The following is an 18,669-nucleotide window of genomic DNA, read 5'->3' on the forward strand; positions in this document are numbered from 1 at the left end:
ATAGCTTTGACAAGATTTACGCGGTTAACCGTTGAATTTTTGCCCCACATCGCGCTAGTTTTTCGTCTCAACGCTCAAATCCACGATCAAGATGATCAACACGATTAACGATTGTTTCTCCCTTTGCTGCCAAGGTAACAAGACTAAAAGGGCCGCAATCACCAGAGAAACAGAAGCGCGCAAATCATCTCGCCATCACGGGGGCGCCTTGCAACTTCTCTTTTCCATAGACCGTCGCCGTTTGTCCATCGCGTTTTATCTCTGCCCCTAAACGATTGAGTTCTTGAACATGCATAAAACGATTTTCAAAAATCGTCTCTGTAATATGCGCGGGGTTCCTATAAGCTCCGTGTCATGGAGCGCCATAAACGATACCCATGATCTTACCTCTCCCCCCTTCAAGAGCGCGCAAATTAAAGTTCTAAAGGAAAATCATTCCGAACAGAAAAAATCTTACCCCCTATCAGTCGCGAGCGCCTCTTATGCGTATTCCGGGAGTCAAAAACACTGAGTTCAGTCAGCTTTTTGCTTTTAGTGCTAGAGCGCACCTGGACATGGCAAAATCTCCCGGAATTTCGCGATATTTATAAAGCAGACCAATGTCTCTGCTTGGCTTTTCAAGGCTTTAAGATCCCCCATGAAACCGCACTGGACAACCAGAACCACGCGCTTATTCATAAGACAATTTCAGGAGAGCAGCAATAAAATTTAAAGCCGTGTTTTATCTCATAAGCAATCAAACACAAGATTGCTTTTTGTTGTTTAGGTTTAAGCTCTCTAAAACTTTTCAAAAGGGTATGCTCTTCTTGGTTTGAGGTCATTTCTTCATAAGGAAGCAAGACATGTTCTTTTGTTGAAATATCGGCATAAAAGAAAATAGAGATATCCAATATATCAGCAATTTCTTGTAAGCGCCCTGCCCCCACACGATTCAATCCTTTTTCATATTTTTGAATTTGTTGGAAGGTCACGCCTAAGCGGTCCCCTAATTGTTTTTGAGAAATTTTCAACATTTTTCTTCTAAAGCGAATTTTTCGACCTCACGAAATGTCGTTAGAATGTGGATTTTTACTTGGAAAATATGGATTTTTGGTTTGCATTTCATGCCCCCGCCAAGTGCGAGCGCCCTCGCGTTGGTATTCCGGGAGTCTGAAAGTACTGAGTTTGGATCAGCTTTTTTTGCTTTTAGTGTGCAAGCACACCTGGACATAGCAAAAACTCCCGGAATTCCGGGATACCCACAAAAGTAGGTTAAATTCACGTACCAAACCTTAGGGCTTTCAGACCCTACTGATCGCTGCGTAGACGACCAAAGTTACTCTTTAAGGTATAAAGTAATTTCGAAAGATTTACAATAAAATTTAAAGCCGTGTTTTATCTCATGAGCAATCACGCTCCTCAAAGAGGGAATTTTAAAAATCATGCCTCCCCCAAAATAATTTCCCCCAAGAAATCTCTCTTAGCCTCTTCAATACTCTCTCAGCCTCTTCAATGTCAGCATAGCTTTGACAAGATTTACGCGGTTAACCGTTGAATTTTTGCCCCACATCGCGCTAGTTTTTCTTCTAACCGCTCAAATCCACGATCAAGATGATAAACACGATTAACGATTGTTTCTCCCTTTGCTGCCAATGCCGCAATCACCAGAGAAACAGAAGCGCGCAAATCCGTCGCCATCACGGGGGCGCCTTGCAACTTCTCTTTTCCATAAACCGTCGCCGTTTGTCCATCGAGTTTTATCTCTGCCCCTAAACGATTGAGTTCTTGAACATGCATAAAACGATTTTCAAAAATCGTCTCTGTAATATGCGCAACTCCTTCAGCCCGTGTCATAAGCGCCATAAACTGCGCTTGGAGATCCGTTGGAAAAGCAGGATAAGGACCTGTTTTAATATCAACCGGCATAATTGTTGTGTTCCTTGGATTTCGTTTAACGTGAATACCATGAGGTTCTATTTGAATCTCGAGTCCTGTTTTTTGCAGAACTTTGAGTACTGTTGTGAGATGATTAGGATTGGCATTTTTAAGAAAGACATCACCCCCCGCCATCGCCACCGCCATAGCATATGTCCCCGCTTCAATTCGATCGGCAATGACGCGTATTCTTGTTCCTTGAAGTTTTTTTACCCCTTCAATGGTCAGCGTTGTTGTTCCTTCACCAGTTATTTGAGCCCCCATGGCATTCAAGGTTCGAATAAGATTTGTGACTTCTGGTTCACAAGCCGCATTCTCAAGAACGGTTGTTCCCTTTGCCATTGTCGCTGCCATCAGCAGCACATGGGTTCCCCCGACCGTGACTTTGGGAAAATGGTAGTGAGCCCCTTTTAATCCCTTTGGGGCTTTTGCATGAACATATCCATTTTCAATCGCAATATGAGCACCGAAAGCTTTTAGTCCTTCGAGGATAAAATCGACAGGTCTTGTCCCGATAGCACATCCTCCAGGAAGCGAAACATAAGCCTCGAAGCATCGAGCAAGCAGCGGTCCGATAACCCAAAAGCTTGCCCGCATTTTTTTCACTAATTCATAGGGAGCCCGTGTTGTCGCTATTTTTTGCGCAGTAAAATGAATGGTTCTTGAATTGACACCATCATCATCAAACTCTTGTCCATCAACGGCATAGCCAACACCATGATTATTAAGAATGCGAATAAGCAATTCAACATCAGCAAGATGAGGAATATTTTCTAAAGTGAGGGTTTCTTCTGTCAACAGCGCCGCAATCATCAAAGGCAATGCAGCATTTTTTGCTCCTGAGATAGGAATTGTTCCCTTAAGTTTTTCCCCACCAACAATTTGAATAGAATCCATCGTGTTTTCCCTCTTTTCCTTTGCGCCTGCCCTTCCAAAGATTTTCCTCCTTTGAAAAAGTTATGCTTTTTATTGATCGTTTTTTTAAAAAACGCATTCTAATGATGAGAACAAATGATTGAGACGTTTGGTTGCAAAGAAATTCTCAAAAAACATTTTTTTGCATTTTAGAGCTCTGATTGCGCTCTTTTTCGACTTTGTTCTTTTCGACGTTTTAGATTTTGCCGCAATTGCTGCGCCAACCTTTCTTGACGTCGTTTTGCTTTTTCGTCTTGCTGTTTCATTTCATTGTGCTTTTGTTTTTGATGCATTTGTGTCATTGCGCAACCTTTTAAGCAGTGTCAAGCTTCTATCCAAGCAACTCATGACCTTTATTAATATTAAGAGTATAAGAAATATTTATGTCATGACATAAGATACGTTTTCTTGCAAGAATATACAAATGTTCTCTTGCCTATTCTCTGACAATATGGCACAAGACAGCGCAACGATTGAAAACGGCTGCGGTAGCTCAGTGGTAGAGCACTCCCTTGGTAAGGGAGAGGTCGAGAGTTCAATCCTCTCTCGCAGCACCATTTTATTCGTCTTTTGCCTCTTTTTTCTTCCCTATAAGTCTTGCCTATAAGCCTCGATTTTCTCCCTCATAAGCCTCCATCAGCTTCATCCGCCCTCTATCCTTTAAACCATGCATGCGCTTCAATGACCTCAAAATCAATGATCTCAATGACGCGCTTAATCTCCAAAACGCTACAGCTTTTGAAATTTCTGCGTCACGACGTGATACAAAGGATTGTTCCCCCTCCCATTGCCTTCCCTCTCTTGCCTTCATGCCTCTTTTCCCTTCATATAAGATGCCCTTTCCCCCCTTATCCCCCTTTTGTGTCAAGCCTCACTGTTGCGACACCCCTTAAACCCTTATCTCTCCTTGGCTTTTGTACAAACACCTTGTATAGATATTTTTATTTCTTGAGAATGTTTCCCCCCACAAGCTCACCCCCGCTTGTAATATGCAGACAAATGATTTTGCTTGATTCAATACAAGAGCGTTTGAATAAGAAAACTTGAAATAAGAACATCTTCACACTATTTCGGGCTCTCATTGAATTTCAATTTCGATAATGAATTATGATAAACCCATTGCTTGAACATATCCTATTAATCCTCTTAAGCCCGCCGCACGCAAATCATCTTATCTTTCCAGCCTCTCTGTCCACCCCAAGCGACATGTAGCACAAGCATTCTCTGAAAAAAAATGAGAATAAGCTTCACCGATCCTATTCATCACTGATAACAGATATAACAGAGCCATTTCGCCCCCCTCCTCTCAACTTAATTTCCCCCTTGTGCTCCCTATCCCTTACCAGGAGAATAACAAGCAACGATGCCCCCCACAACAAACTTTCAGTAAGCCACCCAACACCCCATGAACCCAACACCCCATGCGCCAGAAAATGACAGCCCAGCTTTTCAAAGAAGATCCCTCATTGCCAATTTGATGTTCAACCTTCTCCACAAGCCCTCATCCGCCCCTTTTTCAACACGCATCCTTTTTATATGAATACTGTGATTAATACGGATAGCGTTATTCCTCTTGAAGAAGAACCCGAAGAGCAAAAAATTCCCTCCCTCTCTGTTCCATTGAAATCAATCAAACCCATGTCACTTACAGTTCACAAGCAAAAAGATCCCTATGACATGGAACGGTACAAGAAAAGCATGCCTTTTATGAGGAGCTCCCCACAACAAACTTTCAGTAAGCCACCCACCCCCCCATGAACCCAACACCCCATGAACCCAACACCCCATGAACCCAACACCCCATGCGCCAGAAAATGACAGCCCAGCTTTTCAAAGAAGAGCCCTCATTGCCAATTTGATGTTCAACCTTCTCCACAAGCCCTCATCCGCCCCTTTTTCAACACGCATTCTTTTTATATGAATACTGTGATTAATACGGATAGCGTTATTCCTCTTGAAGAAGAACCCGAAGAGCAAAAAATTCTCTCCCTCTCTGTTCCATTGAAATCAATCAAACTCATATCACTTACAGTTCACAAGCAAAAAGATCCCTATGACATGGAACGGTACAAGAAAAGCATGCCTCTTCATAAGCCCCCACAGTGAACACACGCATGAATGATCTCAAGAGCCAAAGCCCATATCGCAATCCCCCCTATCGCAATATTGGGGACGATCCCAAAATGGTGTCGACTTATTTTTTCACAAAGTAAAGATAGGGTGCGCAATGCTTATAATCTCTGGGGTTTATAATTGAGAGAGCATATAATTGACAGAGCTTTATCGTTATACCCCTCACGATATTATTCGCAGGCGCCAGTATGAAATTCATGAACACCGGCATGAAATGGGTGTGAAATGAACTTAGAGCGCAATGTCTCTTTAAAACAAGCGTATGAATACGCAACAACAAGCATATTTCATTTGGAGTCTTTTGGATATTCCCTATCCCCGCCCGTAGCGAGGACAAGCACCCTAGGACAAGCATTTTGGTTACAGAGCCTCTCTTATATTTTATGCATATTTTCTGCTGTCATATTTCTTCCAATGAACAAAAACCCCGCGTATGCGGGGTTTCAGCCTGTACCACACCCTTATTTAGATACAATACAATCACTATCGCAGTTTTCATTAAACACGTTTTACAGATATTTTCAACATCAAAATAACACATATTGATCCATTCAACAGAAATCACTTATAAAAGCGCGTTAGAAACAAAAGGCAATAGATCCCCCTGCTTAAAAGATACCCCATGTTTAAACAGTTTATTTTATTTGCTATAGCAATAAGCGCAGTTTTGTTCACACATCATACAGCAAGTGGATGTACAAAAGATGACTTTTTCGTTGGGAGTACTTCTCCGATCCATTGTATTTCCAAAGAATATATAAAACAAAAAATAGAAAAGAAGATATTGGAACAAGAACGCGAAAGAGAATGGTCAGAGCTTGAAAAATTTTCTGTTTCTGCTTGTCCAAGTGGAGAGTTTCCTGTTTACCATGGTTTTTCTATTATCGATTATTTCAGAGGAAGAACTAAAACAAAATCGTTTTCATAAAGATCAAATCAATATAATGAAATTATCTTTGCAATGGTTTATCGTAGGCTTCATAATAACAACGCTCATGTCCGTTCCCATTCGTTTACTTTGGCGTTTTGAATTTAAAATTCCTGCCTGTTTATTTACAATCATGACAACCTTGGCTATTATTTCTGTGCCTTTTATCTTTGATTTATCGTCTCTCTTTTAATCTATTTTTGTAAAAAACACTTCTAAAAGCATGAAGAATATCCGATATTTTCAAGCGTTTTGCACTGTATCTTCCCTCGTTTAGATACGGTATGTATCACTATCACCATTTTCATTAAACATGTTTTTTACACACACTTTCAACACAAAAAAAACATAGGATATCCGCTCAATAAAGGAGCGATTCTAAAAACGATTTAGAAATAACGGACAAAAATACCTCATGTTTAAAAGCTTTATTTTCTTAACTATCGTAATAAGCACTCTTTTATTTTCTTATCACGCAAAGAGCGAACAACGAAGAAATGATTACGTAAAAGAATATAATCAGTTGAAAAATAACTATCACATGTCAAAAGAGGCAGTATTTCCAAATTTTGGTCCTGATATAAGGCATCTTACATCGTATTCTCAATATGAGACAAATTATAATCAACTAGGAAAAGAAACTTTTTTTAAAAAAAGGATAATAGAGTGGATCATAGTAATACTTGTAATAATTACGGTAATGTCTATTCCAATCAGCTTATTATGGCGTTTCAAATTTAAAGTATCTGCATATTTGCTTGCAATTACAACCCTTTACATTTGCGCAGTGCTAATCCTCACTGAACTCTAAACGATTATATCATTTTTAAAAAAATACTTCTAAAGGGCATGAAGAACGCTCAGCAATGAATTCACAAACTGTAATCATTCTTAATCTTCACGAACAAGGTTCTGTAAAGAGATAAAGAGATTATACTGCCATAGAGGCATTGGATTTTTTATCTCTTGCACGATTTGATAATGATAGAGTTCTTTTTCACCCTATTCTTCAAAACTATTTGGGTCTAAATTTTTTGAAAGATCATCATCAGTCGCTTTTGACAAACTCAAACTATTTATCCTTTGCTTATCATCAAAGATGCGCACCTTTCATTATCAAGAGCATGTGGCAAGGCTTTTGCACATAATCCACCTTTTACACATAGATCACTGTTTCTTATTTTTAAATATTGTTTGTGCACCCTCCTCTTGTTTTTAAATAAGCACGCCTTGCAAACACCACCGCCCTCCGTATCGACAAGTGAATTTTTTTGCCTCCTATAAGTTAAGCTCAAACACTTTCCACGTATCACTGACCAATTTATCGACAGTTTAGATGCTTTTTGCCCATGAAATATATCCTTAAGATTTTTCTGATCTTTCTCTTAATTACAAAATAATACATTGATTTATAGTCATAATATATCGTTATTTCTCTTGAATAAGCCTTCCGAATAGAGTAAGAATTTTCACACCCTCTGTTCTATTGAAATCCATCAAAACCATTCGTTTATACGACACAAAGCAGAGTGACCGTATCGACAAAAAACATTCAAAAAAGAAGAAAAAACAACTTCTTCTAAACCATGTGTAATCCCTCTACACACCTGTCATTTTCTTAAACACTGTTCCTTTCCTTCTCCCCGGTCAAACCTCTTGCCCCCTTACCCCACAACAAGCCGCGACTATTCCTCATGCCTCGTTTTTTTTCTTCATGCTCCCTTTTCCTAACAAGTTTTCCTCTTCACCCCAAGTCCTCTACTTGCACCCTCCTTCAACATACGTTCGGGCTCTTTTCCCCACCTGTTCTTACCTTTTTTAGAATATTTTACCCCTCATCAACGCTGCACAAAATCCCCTTCTTTCTTTCCCCTACGTCCTTAGCTTCCCCCCTCATTTTCGTTCTCCAACACGCTTTCACTTGTCGCTCCAAGCCCCACTCATGATATCATCCTCTGTACCCCCTCATTTCCTATCCCCAAAAATTAACCACCCCCCCACCACCAACTTTTCTCCCTCACGCGGCGCACTCATCCCCTCCTCCTTTTTCCTGACGAGCGCCCCCCTATCGGCTAAAAACGCCCTAGAAAACGGCTCTCCCACCAATATTTTCCCTCACTGAACGAAAGCACAATAACCCCTATTCCCTCCCCAGTGGAAAAAACACTTAACCGACAACTTGGTCATCATGAGTGCCTTTCATTGCCTCCGAACACACAATACAAAAGCCGCCAAAACCATATCGCAATATGCCTAAGCACCTCTCTCACTCTCCCCAACATCTTGCCCCAAAGCGCTTCCTGATCCCCTCCTTAGCAGCCTCTAAAACCGCCCACCATCTTCCCAAAATACTTTCACACACACTAAGCCCCCTGCTTGCGTCCTCCTCCAACACCCACCTGCTTTTCCACCTACTTTTGCCTTGTGACAAAAGCTTGTCCCTCATCAACGCTGCACAAAATCCCCTTCTTTCTTTCCCCTACGTCCTTAGCTTCCCCCTTCAAACACCACTACCATCTTCCCAAGCAATACTTATCACGCGAAGCTTTCCCCCCCTCTAACCCCTCCTACTTTTCCGCATTGCTCTTTGCGTGTGACGAAAGCTTGTCCCTCATCAACGCTGTACAAGATCCCCCTCTTGCCCGCCTCATTCTTGTTTTTCCCTCCCGCAGACGCTTTGTCTTCATTCCAAGCCCCACTCATGGTACCGTCCTCTTCATCCCCCTCATTTCCTATCCCCAAAAATTAACCACCCCCCCACCACCAACTTTTCTCCCTCACGCGGCGCACTCATCCCCTCCTCCTTTTTCCTGACGAGCGCCCCCCTATCGGCTAAAAACGCCCTAGAAAACGGCTCTCCCACCAATATTTTCCCTCACTGAACGAAAGCACAATAACCCCTATTCCCTCCCCAGTGGAAAAAACACTTAACCGACAACTTGGTCATCATGAGTGCCTTTCATTGCCTCCGAACACACAATACAAAAGCCGCCAAAACCATGTCCCAATATGCCTAAGCACCTCTCTCACTCTCCCCAACATCTTGCCCCAAAGCGCTTCCTGATCCCCTCCTTAGCAGCCTCTAAAACCGCCCACCATCTTCCCAAAATACTTTCACACACACTAAGCCCCCTGCTTGCGTCCTCCTCCAACACCCACCTGCTTTTCCACCTACTTTTGCCTTGTGACAAAAGCTTGTCCCTCATCAACGCTGCACAAAATCCCCTTCTTTCTTTCCCCTACGTCCTTAGCTTCCCCCTTCAAACACCACTACCATCTTCCCAAGCAATACTTATCACGCGAAGCTTTCCCCCCCTCTAACCCCTCCTACTTTTCCGCATTGCTCTTTGCGTGTGACAAAAGCTTGTTCCTCATCAACGCTGTACAAGATCCCCCTCTTGCCCGCCTCATTCTTGTTTTTCCCTCCCGCAGACGCTTTGTCTTCATTCCAAGCCCCCTTTCTTCCCCCTCCTTCAAAGCACGCTCTGTTCTTATTCTAAAGCCTGTCTCGAAACACTGAATGTGCTGGACCATCTTCTCTAAAGCCTCATTAAAACGATCAATTTCATTTTCCAGCTTGTCGATATAGGCTTCATCACGATAAGCCCGTTTAATCAAAGGAGGCATATCCGGCCAATAGAGCATTAAATCCACCCATTCGCGTTGAGAAATCCATAACCCTCCTTGACATTGTGCTTTATGTTCTTCTGGAAAGTTCTTTTGCGCAAAATGAGGAATCAAAATTTCAGGTTTTTTTGTTTTAATTTCCAACAAGCCATTTTTTCCCACAAAAGCATCAGGAGAAAATCCTTTTCTGCGATCATCTGCTAAAACAAAGCCAATACATTCCGGCTCTGTCTGTGTTAGTTTTCCATAAAGCTGTCGTGCGCTTGGTTCTAATTCTGTCCCACGTCGCTGAGAAAGCGTTGTTCCTTCTTCAACGTTTTTTCCGGTAATTCTTTCTCCTGCCAATTTCATCATCACCGCATGATATCGTGACGTTTTTTGTCCCTGTTTTTTTCGTGCCATGACCATCTCAAACAAAGAAGCCGTAATCAAACCATTGCGCGCTTTCTGCCATTCCTCTGTTCCCTGAATACAATCGATAATGATTGGCATGTTTTCCTCCTTTCTCTGTTGCTGCTTTACAGCATATGCTCTTTGAAACATCACAGTTTATCTATCTCCCAAACGCACAGCTCCTCATTGTACCGCTGTAAACGCAAAAGACGCCTCCCCCTCACAAGCCTTACGCAAGCGCCTCACACACACACTCTCTTTTCACTCATCCCCTCCTCCTTTTTCCTGACAAGCGCCCCCCCTATCGGCTAAAAAATTCCCCACAAAAAGGCTCTCCCACCAACATTTACCTCCACCGAAAGCACAATAACCCCTATTCCCTCCCCAGTGAAAAAACACTTGACCCGTCAATTATCCGGCAACTTTCCCGCCATAGTGGGAGCTCTCACTGCCCTCGAACACACAATACAAAAGCCGCCAAAACCATGTCCCAATATGCCTAAGCACCTCTCTCACTTCTCCCCAACATCTTGCCCCAAAGTGCTTCCTGATCCCCTCCTTAGCTGCCTCTAAAACCGCCCACCATCTTCCCAAAATACTTTCACACACACTAAGCCCCCTGCTTGCTTCCCCCTCCAACACCCACCTGCTTTTCCACCTACTTTTGCCTTGTGACAAAAGCTTGTCCCTCATCAACGCTGTACAAGATCCCCTTCTTTCTCCCCCCTACGTCCTTAGCTCCCCCCTCATTTTCGTTCTCCAACACGCTTTCACTTGTCACTCCAAGCCCCACTCATGATATCATCCTCTGTACCCCCCTCATTTCCTATCCCCAAAAATTAACCACCCCCCCACCAACTTTTCTCCCTCACGCGGCGCACTCATCCCCTCCTCCTTTTTCCTGACAAGCGCCCCCCCCTATCGGCTAAAAAATTCCCCACAAAAAGGCTCTCCACCCCAACATTTACCTCCACCGAAAGCACAATAACCCCTATTCCCTCCCCAATGAAAAAACACTTGACCCGTCAATTATCCGGCAACTTTCCCGCCATAGTGGGAGCTCTCACTGCCCTCGAACATGGCAACACAAAAGCCGCCAAAACCATGTCCCAATATGCCTAAGCACCTCTCTCACTTCTCCCCAACATCTTGCCCCAAAGTGCTTCCTGATCCCCTCCTTAGCTGCCTCTAAAACCGCCCACCATCTTCCCAAAATACTTTCACACACACTAAGCCCCCTGCTTGCTTCCCCCTCCAACACCCACCTGCTTTTCCACCTACTTTTGCCTTGTGACAAAAGCTTGTTCCTCATCAACGCTGCACAAGATCCCCCTCTTGCCCGCCTCATTCTTGTTTTGCCCTCCCGCAGACGCTTTGTCTTCATTCCAAGCCCCACTCATGGTACCGTCCTCTTCATCCCCCTCATTTCCTTATCCCCCATCAACCACCACAGCCAACCTTTCCCCCAACGAGCTGTTGTGGCTCCCACCCTTTCTTCCCTTTTCCCATATCGGTAAAAAACGCCTCCCAAATGTCTCTTCCCCAAACGACTTTTCCCTAATGAGTGAGTGTACGACAGACACTATTTTCTCCCCAATGAACAAAAGCACACTAAGCACCATTCTCTCACCAGTGGAAAAAACACTTAACCGACAACTTGGTCATCATGAGTGCCTTTCATTGCCTCCGAACACACAATACAAAAGCCGCCAAAACTGCACCAATATGCCTAAGCACCTCTCTCACTCTCCCCAACATCTTGCCCCAAAGTGCTTCCTGATCCCCTCCTTAGCTGCCTCTAAAACCGCCCGCCATCTTCCCAAAATACTTTCACACACACACTAAGCCCCCTGCTTGCTTCCCCCTCCAACCCCCACCTACTTTTCCATCTACTTTTGCCTTGTGACGAAAGCTTGTCCCTCATCAACGCTGCACAAGATCCCCTTCTTTCTCCCCCCTACGTCCTTAGCTCCCCCCTCATTTTCGTTCTCCAACACGCTTTCACTTGTCGCTCCAAGCCCCACTCATGATATCATCCTCTGTACCCCCCTCATTTCCTATCCCCAAAAATTAACCACCCCCCCACCAACTTTTCTCCCTCACGCGGCGCACTCATCCCCTCCTCCTTTTTCCTGACAAGCGCCCCCCTATCGGCTAAAAAATTCCCCACAAAAAGGCTCTCCCCCCAACATTTTTCCCCAATAAACGAAAGCACAACAACCCCTATTCCCTCCCCAGTGAAAAAACACTTGTCCCGTCAATTATCCGGCAACTTGGTCCTCATGGGGAGAGCCCTTTTTTAAATCCTGCTACTGCACGATGAAAAAATCATAGCAGCAATATTCTTCTGCCAAGTTTTTTGCCATCATCTCAGCCATCTCTTGCGAGATGAAAAGAACAGCGTTGTGTTTTTGTGGTTCGAGTCTGATGAGATTTCGAGTTTTTCCAGCGTAATAAAGTGGAAAGCCTTGATAAGAAGTCTTGAGATAACTTGGCATGATTACCACCAATAATCGGACAAGACATCACAGGGACGTAAACGATGCTGTTTTTCATAAGAGCCATAGAGATTATCTTCATAATCACACGCCACTCTTTCGTCTAAACACGCATGATAGGCTTCACTATTCAAAATGAAGGGCTGCAATTGTGTATTTTCTTCATTTATTTCGTAATTTTCGGCATAAAAATCAGCGATTTGTTCTGTCACGTCTTCCGCATGATTGGTTGTAAGATCAAGGCGTAAAACTTTATAAACCGTTTCAGATTCTTCAATCAGTTCGAGTACTTCTTCGATTTCGTCGATTGGCCCTTCATAGGTATCAGGCTTTTCGTCTTCGCAAAGAATGATAATGATTTCATCCTCTTTAACGAATGGAATATTTTTCATGATTTTCCCCCTTTAGATAGTTGATAAAGCATAGCTTCATCTTGACAAGATCAAATATACCGTTAGTCTTATCTCCTCTATAGGAGAGATGTCAACCATTTTATCCTTCATAAAAGATATATTTTAAATCTTTGCGGGGCTCAAATGACATATATAAATAAAAATCTGTTGTTCCTTATTCCCCTCATGTTTTTTTGTTGTTCTCTATTTGTTCTTACACAATTGCAATTATAAAAACACAGGAGAGATAAAATGAGTGATATAATATTAATAGAATACTGGAGTCGTCTTGATTCAAAAGCACAGAAGGAACTTATTTTGAAGCTTCGCCAATGGGTCGCCGCAAAAGAGTCAAAATCGCCTTTCTCTCTTCCGGAGAGAGTTTTGAAATAAGCTCTATAAATTCTTTATCTTCAGGACTGACCTCCTTACCGTAAAGAATATAATTCATACTGATATCAATTGCGTGACAAATTCGCGAGAGAGATTCGATTGTTGGTTCTTTTCCTTCAGAAAGAATAGAATGGAGGTACCCCGCGCCTTTACCGGCAGCGAGAGAGATAGATCTTTTTGACCGTCCGCTTTTTTCCAAAGCAGCCCTTAACCTTTGACGCCAACCATCGATATTCATAATTTCACCATATAGCGCGTCTTTTGAAAAAAACACGTCCTTTTTACAAAACGGGCTTGCATTATCCTCTAAAAAGGATAAAATTAAGGAAACAAATTTTATTTTTTAGGGGGAAATAAAAAATCATTTTTCACTCATAAAAATACTTTAACCACACCATAGGATGTAAAAGACAACCTCCAAAAGCCGATAGATTGGGAAGTGTTGTCCTCTTTATTTTTTCCATCACCGCAGTCTCAAATTGTTGTTTTCATGTCCTTCAAGCACACCCACACATTTATAAACGTCATCAAGAAGCCCTTTTGTCATTAAGCAGAGCCAAACGCAACATGAGCTAAATTTTTGTTTGCGCTTTTATTGTCAATGAAACTGTATAAGAAAGAAGAAAGAAGATTGCCGTATGAAACACGCTAATCAACAAGAAACTCCTCACTATGAATCGTCTAGGCTTCCATATGTTTGTTGGTATCAAAATGATTTTCTAGGCGGTGTTCGTGGCATGCGCGCCCATGAGATAGGAATCTATACGATTCTTCTCAATGAAATGTATGCACGCGGTCGTCCTCTAGAAATATCGGAAGAACGTTTAGCGCGTCTTTGCGGTTGTGACAAGCGAACTTTTGTTAATGTTTTAGAAATGCTGATCCGCGAGGGTAAGATTTTAAATTTAGCCAATGGCTTATGGAACCAACGTTGCGAAAATGTTTTTCAAGAGCGTGAAAAATTGCTTGAACAAAAATCCTTTGCGGGGCGTTCTTCGGCAAAAAAGCGCAAAAAAATCAATGCTGAGTTTCAACAACTGCTTAACGAGCGGACAAAAGATGATCAACAAAGCTTAGAAGCTCAAAAGGCAGAAGAAAAGAAAACACCTATCGGTGTTTTTGAAAAGAAAATTTTGTCTGATGCGTCAGACACTTCGCTTTCCTACCAAAAGCGCTTTGAACAAAGCACTCAACTCGCTACTTTGGCTCTTTCGTCCCCGCCCTTCTCCCCACCACCAGAAGAAACAGAGCACGAAAATGCCTGCCCCAATGCCCTCCAAGCAGAAGCACGAGGGGACCCTACCCCACAAATTGTCCCACAAAAAACCACAACAAGCCTCGCCCCTCTTCCGCCCTCCCGCTTCACATCCTCCCCCCCGGCTTGCAGCAACAAAAAAACCACCATCGCAAGCATTCCCAAAGGGCACCGTCTTCCTCCAGATTGGCAAGCAGATATCAAGGCAGCCGTTTCAGAAGGTTTGAGTGAGCGCCAAGCCCATTGGCAAGCCAAAAAATTTCGCGATTATTGGCAAGCGAAAAGTGGCAAAGAAGCCCTCAAAGCAGACTGGCAAGCCACATGGCGCAATTGGTTTCGTCATGAGATCGAACGGCAAGAACAGCAAAAACAGTGGGACTCCTCATCTCTCATCTCTCAGAGCAACGAGAATCTTTACCGCAGCCTGATCAACTATCGCGACACGTGTTGACATCACATACGCAACCACTTTCTCAAACACACAACGCGGGGGCACCAATGTTTCAAAATCAAGAACAAAACCACATCAGACACAACAACCCTGAGCACAACAACGGGCATAAAAACAACCCGTGGAGCAGCCATTCACACAACAAAACGCATCCCCATCCCCCCCTCTGCTCTCATCACAACAACGCATCCCCCACACGCCTCATCTTTTCGGCACAAAGGAACGCAACATCTTGCAGCCGTCCTCCAGCCACCCACTCTTGCACGAATACACCTTACCCCACCGATTTTGCGCAAAAGCTTCCCTTCCCAAACGAGCAAACAAACATCAAGGCGGCAATTTTAGAAACTTTCAATGAGAACCAAGCCCTTCAAACAACACCTTGCAGCCGCCCTCCAGCCACCCCCTCCAGCACGAACACACCTTACCCCACCGATTTTGCGCAAAAGCTCCACTTTCCAAGCCAGCAAACAAACATCAAAGCGGCAATTTTAGAAACTTCTAGCAAAGAGCAAGCCCTTCAAACAACACCTTGCAGCCGTCCTCCAGCCACCCCCTCCAGCACGAACACACCTTACCCCACCGCTTTTGCGCAAAAGCTCCACTTTCCAAGCCAGCAAACAAACATCAAGGCGGCAATTTTAGAAACTTCTAGCAAAGAGCAAGCCCTTCAAACAACATCTTGCAGCCGCCCTCCAGCCACCCACTCTTGCACGAATACACCTTACCCCACCGCTTTTGCGCAAAAGCTTCCCTTCTCAGACGAGCAAACAAACATCAAGGCGGCAATTTTAGAAACTTCTAGCAAAGAGCAAGCCCTTCAAACAACATCTTGCAGCCGCCCTCCAGCCACCCCCTCCAGCACGAACACACCTTACCCCACCGCTTTTGCGCAAAAGCTCCACTTTCCAAGCCAGCAAACAAACATCAAGGCGGCAATTTTAGAAACTTTCAATGAGAACCAAGCCCTTCAAACAACATCTTGCAGCCGCCCTCCAGCCACCCACTCTTGCACGAATACACCTTACCCCACCGCTTTTGCGCAAAAGCTCCACTTCCCAAACGAGCAAACAAACATCAAAGCGGCAATTTTAGAAACTTCTAGCAAAGAGCAAGCCCTTCAAACAACACCTTGCAGCCGTCCTCCAGCCACCCACTCTTGCACGAATACACCTTACCCCACCGCTTTTGCGCAAAAGCTCCACTTTCCAAGCCAGCAAACAAACATCAAGGCGGCAATTTTAGAAACTTCTAGCAAAGAGCAAGCCCTTCAAACAACACCTTGCAGCCGTCCTCCAGCCACCCACTCTTGCACGAATACACCTTACCCCACCGCTTTTGCGCAAAAGCTTTCCTTCTCAGACGAGCAAACAAACATCAAAGCGGCCGTTTCAGAAGGTTTGAGTGAGAGCCAAGCCCATTGGCAAGCCAAAAAGTTTCGCGATTATTGGCACGCAAAAAGTGGCAAAGAAGCCCTTAAAGCGGACTGGCAAGTACCATAGCGCTACGGATCTTACGATCAGATCGAACCACGAGAACCGCAAAACAGCCCCCCACAGCAAAATAAATCTTTGAAAAAAACGAATAACATCCCGAAGACCCATGAGCACAATTTTTGAAATCAAACAAAAACTTATCGCACAAGCAGATAGAATAGCAGAAATGCTTCTTCCCCAAGGGCATAAACGTGGCAATCATTGGATTGTTGGCAACACACGCGGTGAAGCCGGTCAAAGTTTATCGATTTGCTTAAGCGGCAGTAAAGCAGGCCTTTGGTATGATTTTGCAGAAGGTATTGGAGGCGATATTTTAGACCTTTGGTGTGAAGTCAAAGGCATTAGCCTCTCTCAAGCCTTAGAAGAAGCACGCGCTGCTCTCAATTTGACACGCCCCAAACCCTTTATGGTCCCTCATCGTTCCTATCACCGTCCGCCGGCTCCTAAAGGGAATACTCCGCAAAATCTCGTAAAAAACTATCTCCATAAAGAACGCTGCATCCCGCTAGAAATTATAAAACGTTACCGCATCGGAGAAGAAGGCGAAAAAATCATTTTCCCCTTTTATAAACCTGATGGCACCCTTGCTTTAGTCAAAGAACGACTCGCTCAAGCGGGAGCAAAAACAAAACCTACAGCCGCCCAATGTGAACCGATTTTATTTGGTTGGCAAGCCCTTTACCCCACAAACCATACCGCCACGCATGCCTCACACTCCGCACCCGCAACAGCCAATACCGCCACGCATGCATCGCAACCCATACCCGCAACAGCCCAAGCACCCACACACGCCTCACAACCCACATCCACAACAGCCAACACCTCTACACACGCCTCACAACCCATACCCGCAGCAGCCAACACCACCACGCATGCATCGCAACCCATACCCGCAACAGACCACACCACCACACACGCCTCGCACCCCACACCCGCCTCACAACCCACATCCACAACAGCCAACACCTCTACACACGCCTCACAACCCACATCCACAACAGCCAACACCTCTACACACGCCTCGCAACCCACACCCGCAGCAGCCCAAGCACCCACACACGCCTCACACTCCGCACCCGCAGCAGCCACCACCTCTACACACGCCTCACAACCCATACCCGCAGCAGCCCAAGCACCCACACACGCCTCACACTCCGCACCCGCAGCAGCCAATACCACCACGCATGCATCGCACCCCACATCCACAACAGCCAACACCGCCACACACGCGCCGCAACCCACATCCACAACAGCCAACACCTCTACACACGCCTCACAACCCACATCCACAACAGCCAACACCTCTACACACGCCTCACAACCCACATCCACAACAGCCACCACCTCTACACACGCCTCACACCCCACACCCGCAGCAGCCACCACCTCTACACACGCCTCGCACCCCACACCCGCAGCAGCCAATACCGCCACGCATGCATCGCACCCCACATCCACAACAGCCACCACCTCTACACACGCCTCACAACCCACATCCACAACAGCCAACACCTCTACACACGCCTCACAACCCGCGCCCGCAACAGCCAACACCGCCACACACGCGCCCCAACCCGCACCCGCAGCAGCCCACACCACCTCTACACACGCCTCACACTCCGCACCCGCAACAGACCACACCACCACACACGCGCCGCAACCCACACCCGCAGCAGCCCAAGCACCCACACACGCCTCACAACCCATACCCGCAACAGCCCAAGCACCCACACACGCCTCACACCCCGCACCCGCAGCAGCCAACACCTCTACACACGCCTCACACCCCGCACCCGCAGCAGCCAACACCACCACACACGCGCCCCAACCCGCACCCGCAGCAGCCAACACCTCTACACACGCCTCACACCCCGCACCCGCAGCAGCCAACACCACCACACACGCCTCACACCCCACACCCGCAGCAGCCAACACCTCTACACACGCCTCACAACCCATACCCGCAACAGCCCAAGCACCCACACACGCGCCCCAACCCGCACCCGCAGCAGCCCACACCACCTCTACACACGCCTCACACTCCGCACCCGCAACAGACCACACCACCACACACGCCTCACACCCCACACCCGCAACAGCCAATACCGCCACGCATGCATCGCAACCCACATCCACAACAGCCAACACCACCACACACGCCTCACACCCCACACCCGCAACAGCCAATACCGCCACGCATGCATCGCAACCCACATCCACAACAGCCAACACCACCACACACGCCTCACAACCCACACACGCGCCCCACCACAG

General features: G+C 45.4%; 21 protein-coding genes, 1 tRNA gene and 3 pseudogenes. 8 read left to right on the forward strand and 17 right to left on the reverse strand.

Translation table 11 applies throughout. From position 1 onward, the window contains the following. Positions 1 to 67: 67 nt before the first annotated feature. From BTR_RS12390 to BTR_RS13195, 4 genes and pseudogenes are all read right to left on the reverse strand, one after another. Positions 68 to 331, reverse strand: a pseudogene (locus BTR_RS12390) (UDP-N-acetylglucosamine 1-carboxyvinyltransferase); the annotation flags it as partial. A 343-nt stretch (positions 332 to 674) separates the two neighbouring features. Then, complete coding sequence (locus tag BTR_RS09545; protein WP_012232314.1) at positions 675 to 1,013, reverse strand: helix-turn-helix domain-containing protein; 339 nt, start codon at positions 1,011 to 1,013, stop codon at positions 675 to 677. A 502-nt stretch (positions 1,014 to 1,515) separates the two neighbouring features. Then, positions 1,516 to 2,811: a UDP-N-acetylglucosamine 1-carboxyvinyltransferase gene (gene murA / locus BTR_RS09550; protein WP_012232315.1), complete on the reverse strand. Its 1,296-nt coding sequence runs from the start codon at positions 2,809 to 2,811 to the stop codon at positions 1,516 to 1,518. Between the two features lie 167 nt (positions 2,812 to 2,978). Next, positions 2,979 to 3,131 carry a hypothetical protein gene (locus BTR_RS13195; RefSeq protein ID WP_012232316.1) on the reverse strand — a complete coding sequence of 51 codons (153 nt, stop codon included), beginning with the start codon at positions 3,129 to 3,131 and terminating at the stop codon, positions 2,979 to 2,981. 180 nt (positions 3,132 to 3,311) lie between these two features. Here BTR_RS13195 and BTR_RS09560 point away from each other — a divergent pair. Further along, a tRNA-Thr gene (locus BTR_RS09560) sits at positions 3,312 to 3,386 on the forward strand. 44 nt (positions 3,387 to 3,430) lie between these two features. Here the strand turns inward: BTR_RS09560 and BTR_RS09565 are convergent. Further along, positions 3,431 to 3,640 carry a hypothetical protein gene (locus tag BTR_RS09565; protein ID WP_145972906.1) on the reverse strand — a complete coding sequence of 70 codons (210 nt, stop codon included), beginning with the start codon at positions 3,638 to 3,640 and terminating at the stop codon, positions 3,431 to 3,433. 725 nt (positions 3,641 to 4,365) lie between these two features. On the opposite strand from BTR_RS09565, the gene BTR_RS12755 reads away from it, so the two are divergent. The 4 genes from BTR_RS12755 to BTR_RS12965 all read left to right on the forward strand — a co-directional run bounded on the left by BTR_RS12755 (position 4,366) and on the right by BTR_RS12965 (position 6,083). Next, on the forward strand, positions 4,366 to 4,587 hold the full coding sequence (locus BTR_RS12755) for a hypothetical protein (RefSeq protein ID WP_149030168.1): 222 nt from the start codon (positions 4,366 to 4,368) through the stop codon (positions 4,585 to 4,587). A 159-nt stretch (positions 4,588 to 4,746) separates the two neighbouring features. Beyond that, positions 4,747 to 4,935, forward strand: a complete 189-nt coding sequence (locus tag BTR_RS12760) for a hypothetical protein (protein ID WP_145972908.1) — start codon at positions 4,747 to 4,749, stop codon at positions 4,933 to 4,935. Positions 4,936 to 5,584: 649 nt separating this feature from the next. After that, positions 5,585 to 5,890, forward strand: a complete 306-nt coding sequence (locus BTR_RS11985; RefSeq protein WP_049776870.1) for a hypothetical protein — start codon at positions 5,585 to 5,587, stop codon at positions 5,888 to 5,890. 16 nt (positions 5,891 to 5,906) lie between these two features. Continuing rightward, positions 5,907 to 6,083, forward strand: coding sequence for a hypothetical protein (locus tag BTR_RS12965; RefSeq protein WP_158305306.1), 177 nt, complete (start codon positions 5,907 to 5,909; stop codon positions 6,081 to 6,083). A 1,772-nt stretch (positions 6,084 to 7,855) separates the two neighbouring features. Here BTR_RS12965 and BTR_RS12970 read toward each other — a convergent pair. The 11 genes from BTR_RS12970 to BTR_RS09615 form a co-directional block, all read right to left on the reverse strand. Continuing rightward, the gene (locus tag BTR_RS12970) at positions 7,856 to 7,993 is read right to left on the reverse strand and encodes a hypothetical protein (protein ID WP_158305307.1); all 138 of its coding nucleotides are present in this window, start codon (positions 7,991 to 7,993) and stop codon (positions 7,856 to 7,858) included. A gap of 432 nt (positions 7,994 to 8,425) precedes the next feature. Continuing rightward, positions 8,426 to 8,632 carry a hypothetical protein gene (locus tag BTR_RS12975; RefSeq protein ID WP_041582694.1) on the reverse strand — a complete coding sequence of 69 codons (207 nt, stop codon included), beginning with the start codon at positions 8,630 to 8,632 and terminating at the stop codon, positions 8,426 to 8,428. Then, the gene (locus BTR_RS12980) at positions 8,616 to 8,753 is read right to left on the reverse strand and encodes a hypothetical protein (protein WP_158305307.1); all 138 of its coding nucleotides are present in this window, start codon (positions 8,751 to 8,753) and stop codon (positions 8,616 to 8,618) included. Before BTR_RS12980 ends, BTR_RS12975 begins: the two co-directional genes overlap by 17 nt. Before the next feature lie 464 nt (positions 8,754 to 9,217). Then, positions 9,218 to 10,009, reverse strand: a complete 792-nt coding sequence (locus BTR_RS09595; protein WP_012232317.1) for a lambda exonuclease family protein — start codon at positions 10,007 to 10,009, stop codon at positions 9,218 to 9,220. A gap of 312 nt (positions 10,010 to 10,321) precedes the next feature. Then, complete coding sequence (locus tag BTR_RS12985; RefSeq protein ID WP_158305308.1) at positions 10,322 to 10,519, reverse strand: hypothetical protein; 198 nt, start codon at positions 10,517 to 10,519, stop codon at positions 10,322 to 10,324. Positions 10,520 to 10,568: 49 nt separating this feature from the next. After that, positions 10,569 to 10,691 (reverse strand): hypothetical protein, encoded by a 123-nt coding sequence (locus BTR_RS13690; RefSeq protein ID WP_280109583.1) that lies wholly within the window; start codon positions 10,689 to 10,691, stop codon positions 10,569 to 10,571. 282 nt (positions 10,692 to 10,973) lie between these two features. Beyond that, positions 10,974 to 11,138 carry a hypothetical protein gene (locus BTR_RS12990; RefSeq protein ID WP_158305309.1) on the reverse strand — a complete coding sequence of 55 codons (165 nt, stop codon included), beginning with the start codon at positions 11,136 to 11,138 and terminating at the stop codon, positions 10,974 to 10,976. Positions 11,139 to 11,187: 49 nt separating this feature from the next. Continuing rightward, on the reverse strand, positions 11,188 to 11,310 hold the full coding sequence (locus BTR_RS13695; protein WP_280109584.1) for a hypothetical protein: 123 nt from the start codon (positions 11,308 to 11,310) through the stop codon (positions 11,188 to 11,190). A 909-nt stretch (positions 11,311 to 12,219) separates the two neighbouring features. Beyond that, positions 12,220 to 12,408 carry a hypothetical protein gene (locus BTR_RS09605; RefSeq protein WP_012232318.1) on the reverse strand — a complete coding sequence of 63 codons (189 nt, stop codon included), beginning with the start codon at positions 12,406 to 12,408 and terminating at the stop codon, positions 12,220 to 12,222. A gap of 2 nt (positions 12,409 to 12,410) precedes the next feature. Continuing rightward, positions 12,411 to 12,800: a hypothetical protein gene (locus BTR_RS09610; protein ID WP_012232319.1), complete on the reverse strand. Its 390-nt coding sequence runs from the start codon at positions 12,798 to 12,800 to the stop codon at positions 12,411 to 12,413. A gap of 313 nt (positions 12,801 to 13,113) precedes the next feature. Then, positions 13,114 to 13,431, reverse strand: a complete 318-nt coding sequence (locus BTR_RS09615; protein WP_012232320.1) for a helix-turn-helix domain-containing protein — start codon at positions 13,429 to 13,431, stop codon at positions 13,114 to 13,116. A 400-nt stretch (positions 13,432 to 13,831) separates the two neighbouring features. On the opposite strand from BTR_RS09615, the gene BTR_RS09620 reads away from it, so the two are divergent. From BTR_RS09620 to BTR_RS13560, 3 genes and pseudogenes are all read left to right on the forward strand, one after another. Then, entirely contained in the window at positions 13,832 to 14,899 is a 1,068-nt protein-coding gene (locus BTR_RS09620) for a YdaU family protein (RefSeq protein WP_012232321.1), read from the forward strand. Between the two features lie 1,367 nt (positions 14,900 to 16,266). Then, positions 16,267 to 16,392, forward strand: a pseudogene (locus BTR_RS13875) (YdaU family protein); the annotation flags it as partial. Between the two features lie 109 nt (positions 16,393 to 16,501). Further along, positions 16,502 to 17,102 (forward strand): annotated as a pseudogene (locus BTR_RS13560) (DNA primase); the annotation flags it as partial. Here the strand turns inward: BTR_RS13560 and BTR_RS13235 are convergent. Continuing rightward, on the reverse strand, positions 17,074 to 18,651 hold the full coding sequence (locus BTR_RS13235; RefSeq protein WP_174258353.1) for a hypothetical protein: 1,578 nt from the start codon (positions 18,649 to 18,651) through the stop codon (positions 17,074 to 17,076). The pseudogene BTR_RS13560 and the gene BTR_RS13235 sit on opposite strands and share 29 nt — an antisense overlap. Between the last annotated feature and the right edge of the window lie 18 nt (positions 18,652 to 18,669).

Source organism: Bartonella tribocorum CIP 105476, from assembly GCF_000196435.1.
In the GTDB taxonomy this organism is placed as follows: domain Bacteria; phylum Pseudomonadota; class Alphaproteobacteria; order Rhizobiales; family Rhizobiaceae; genus Bartonella; species Bartonella tribocorum.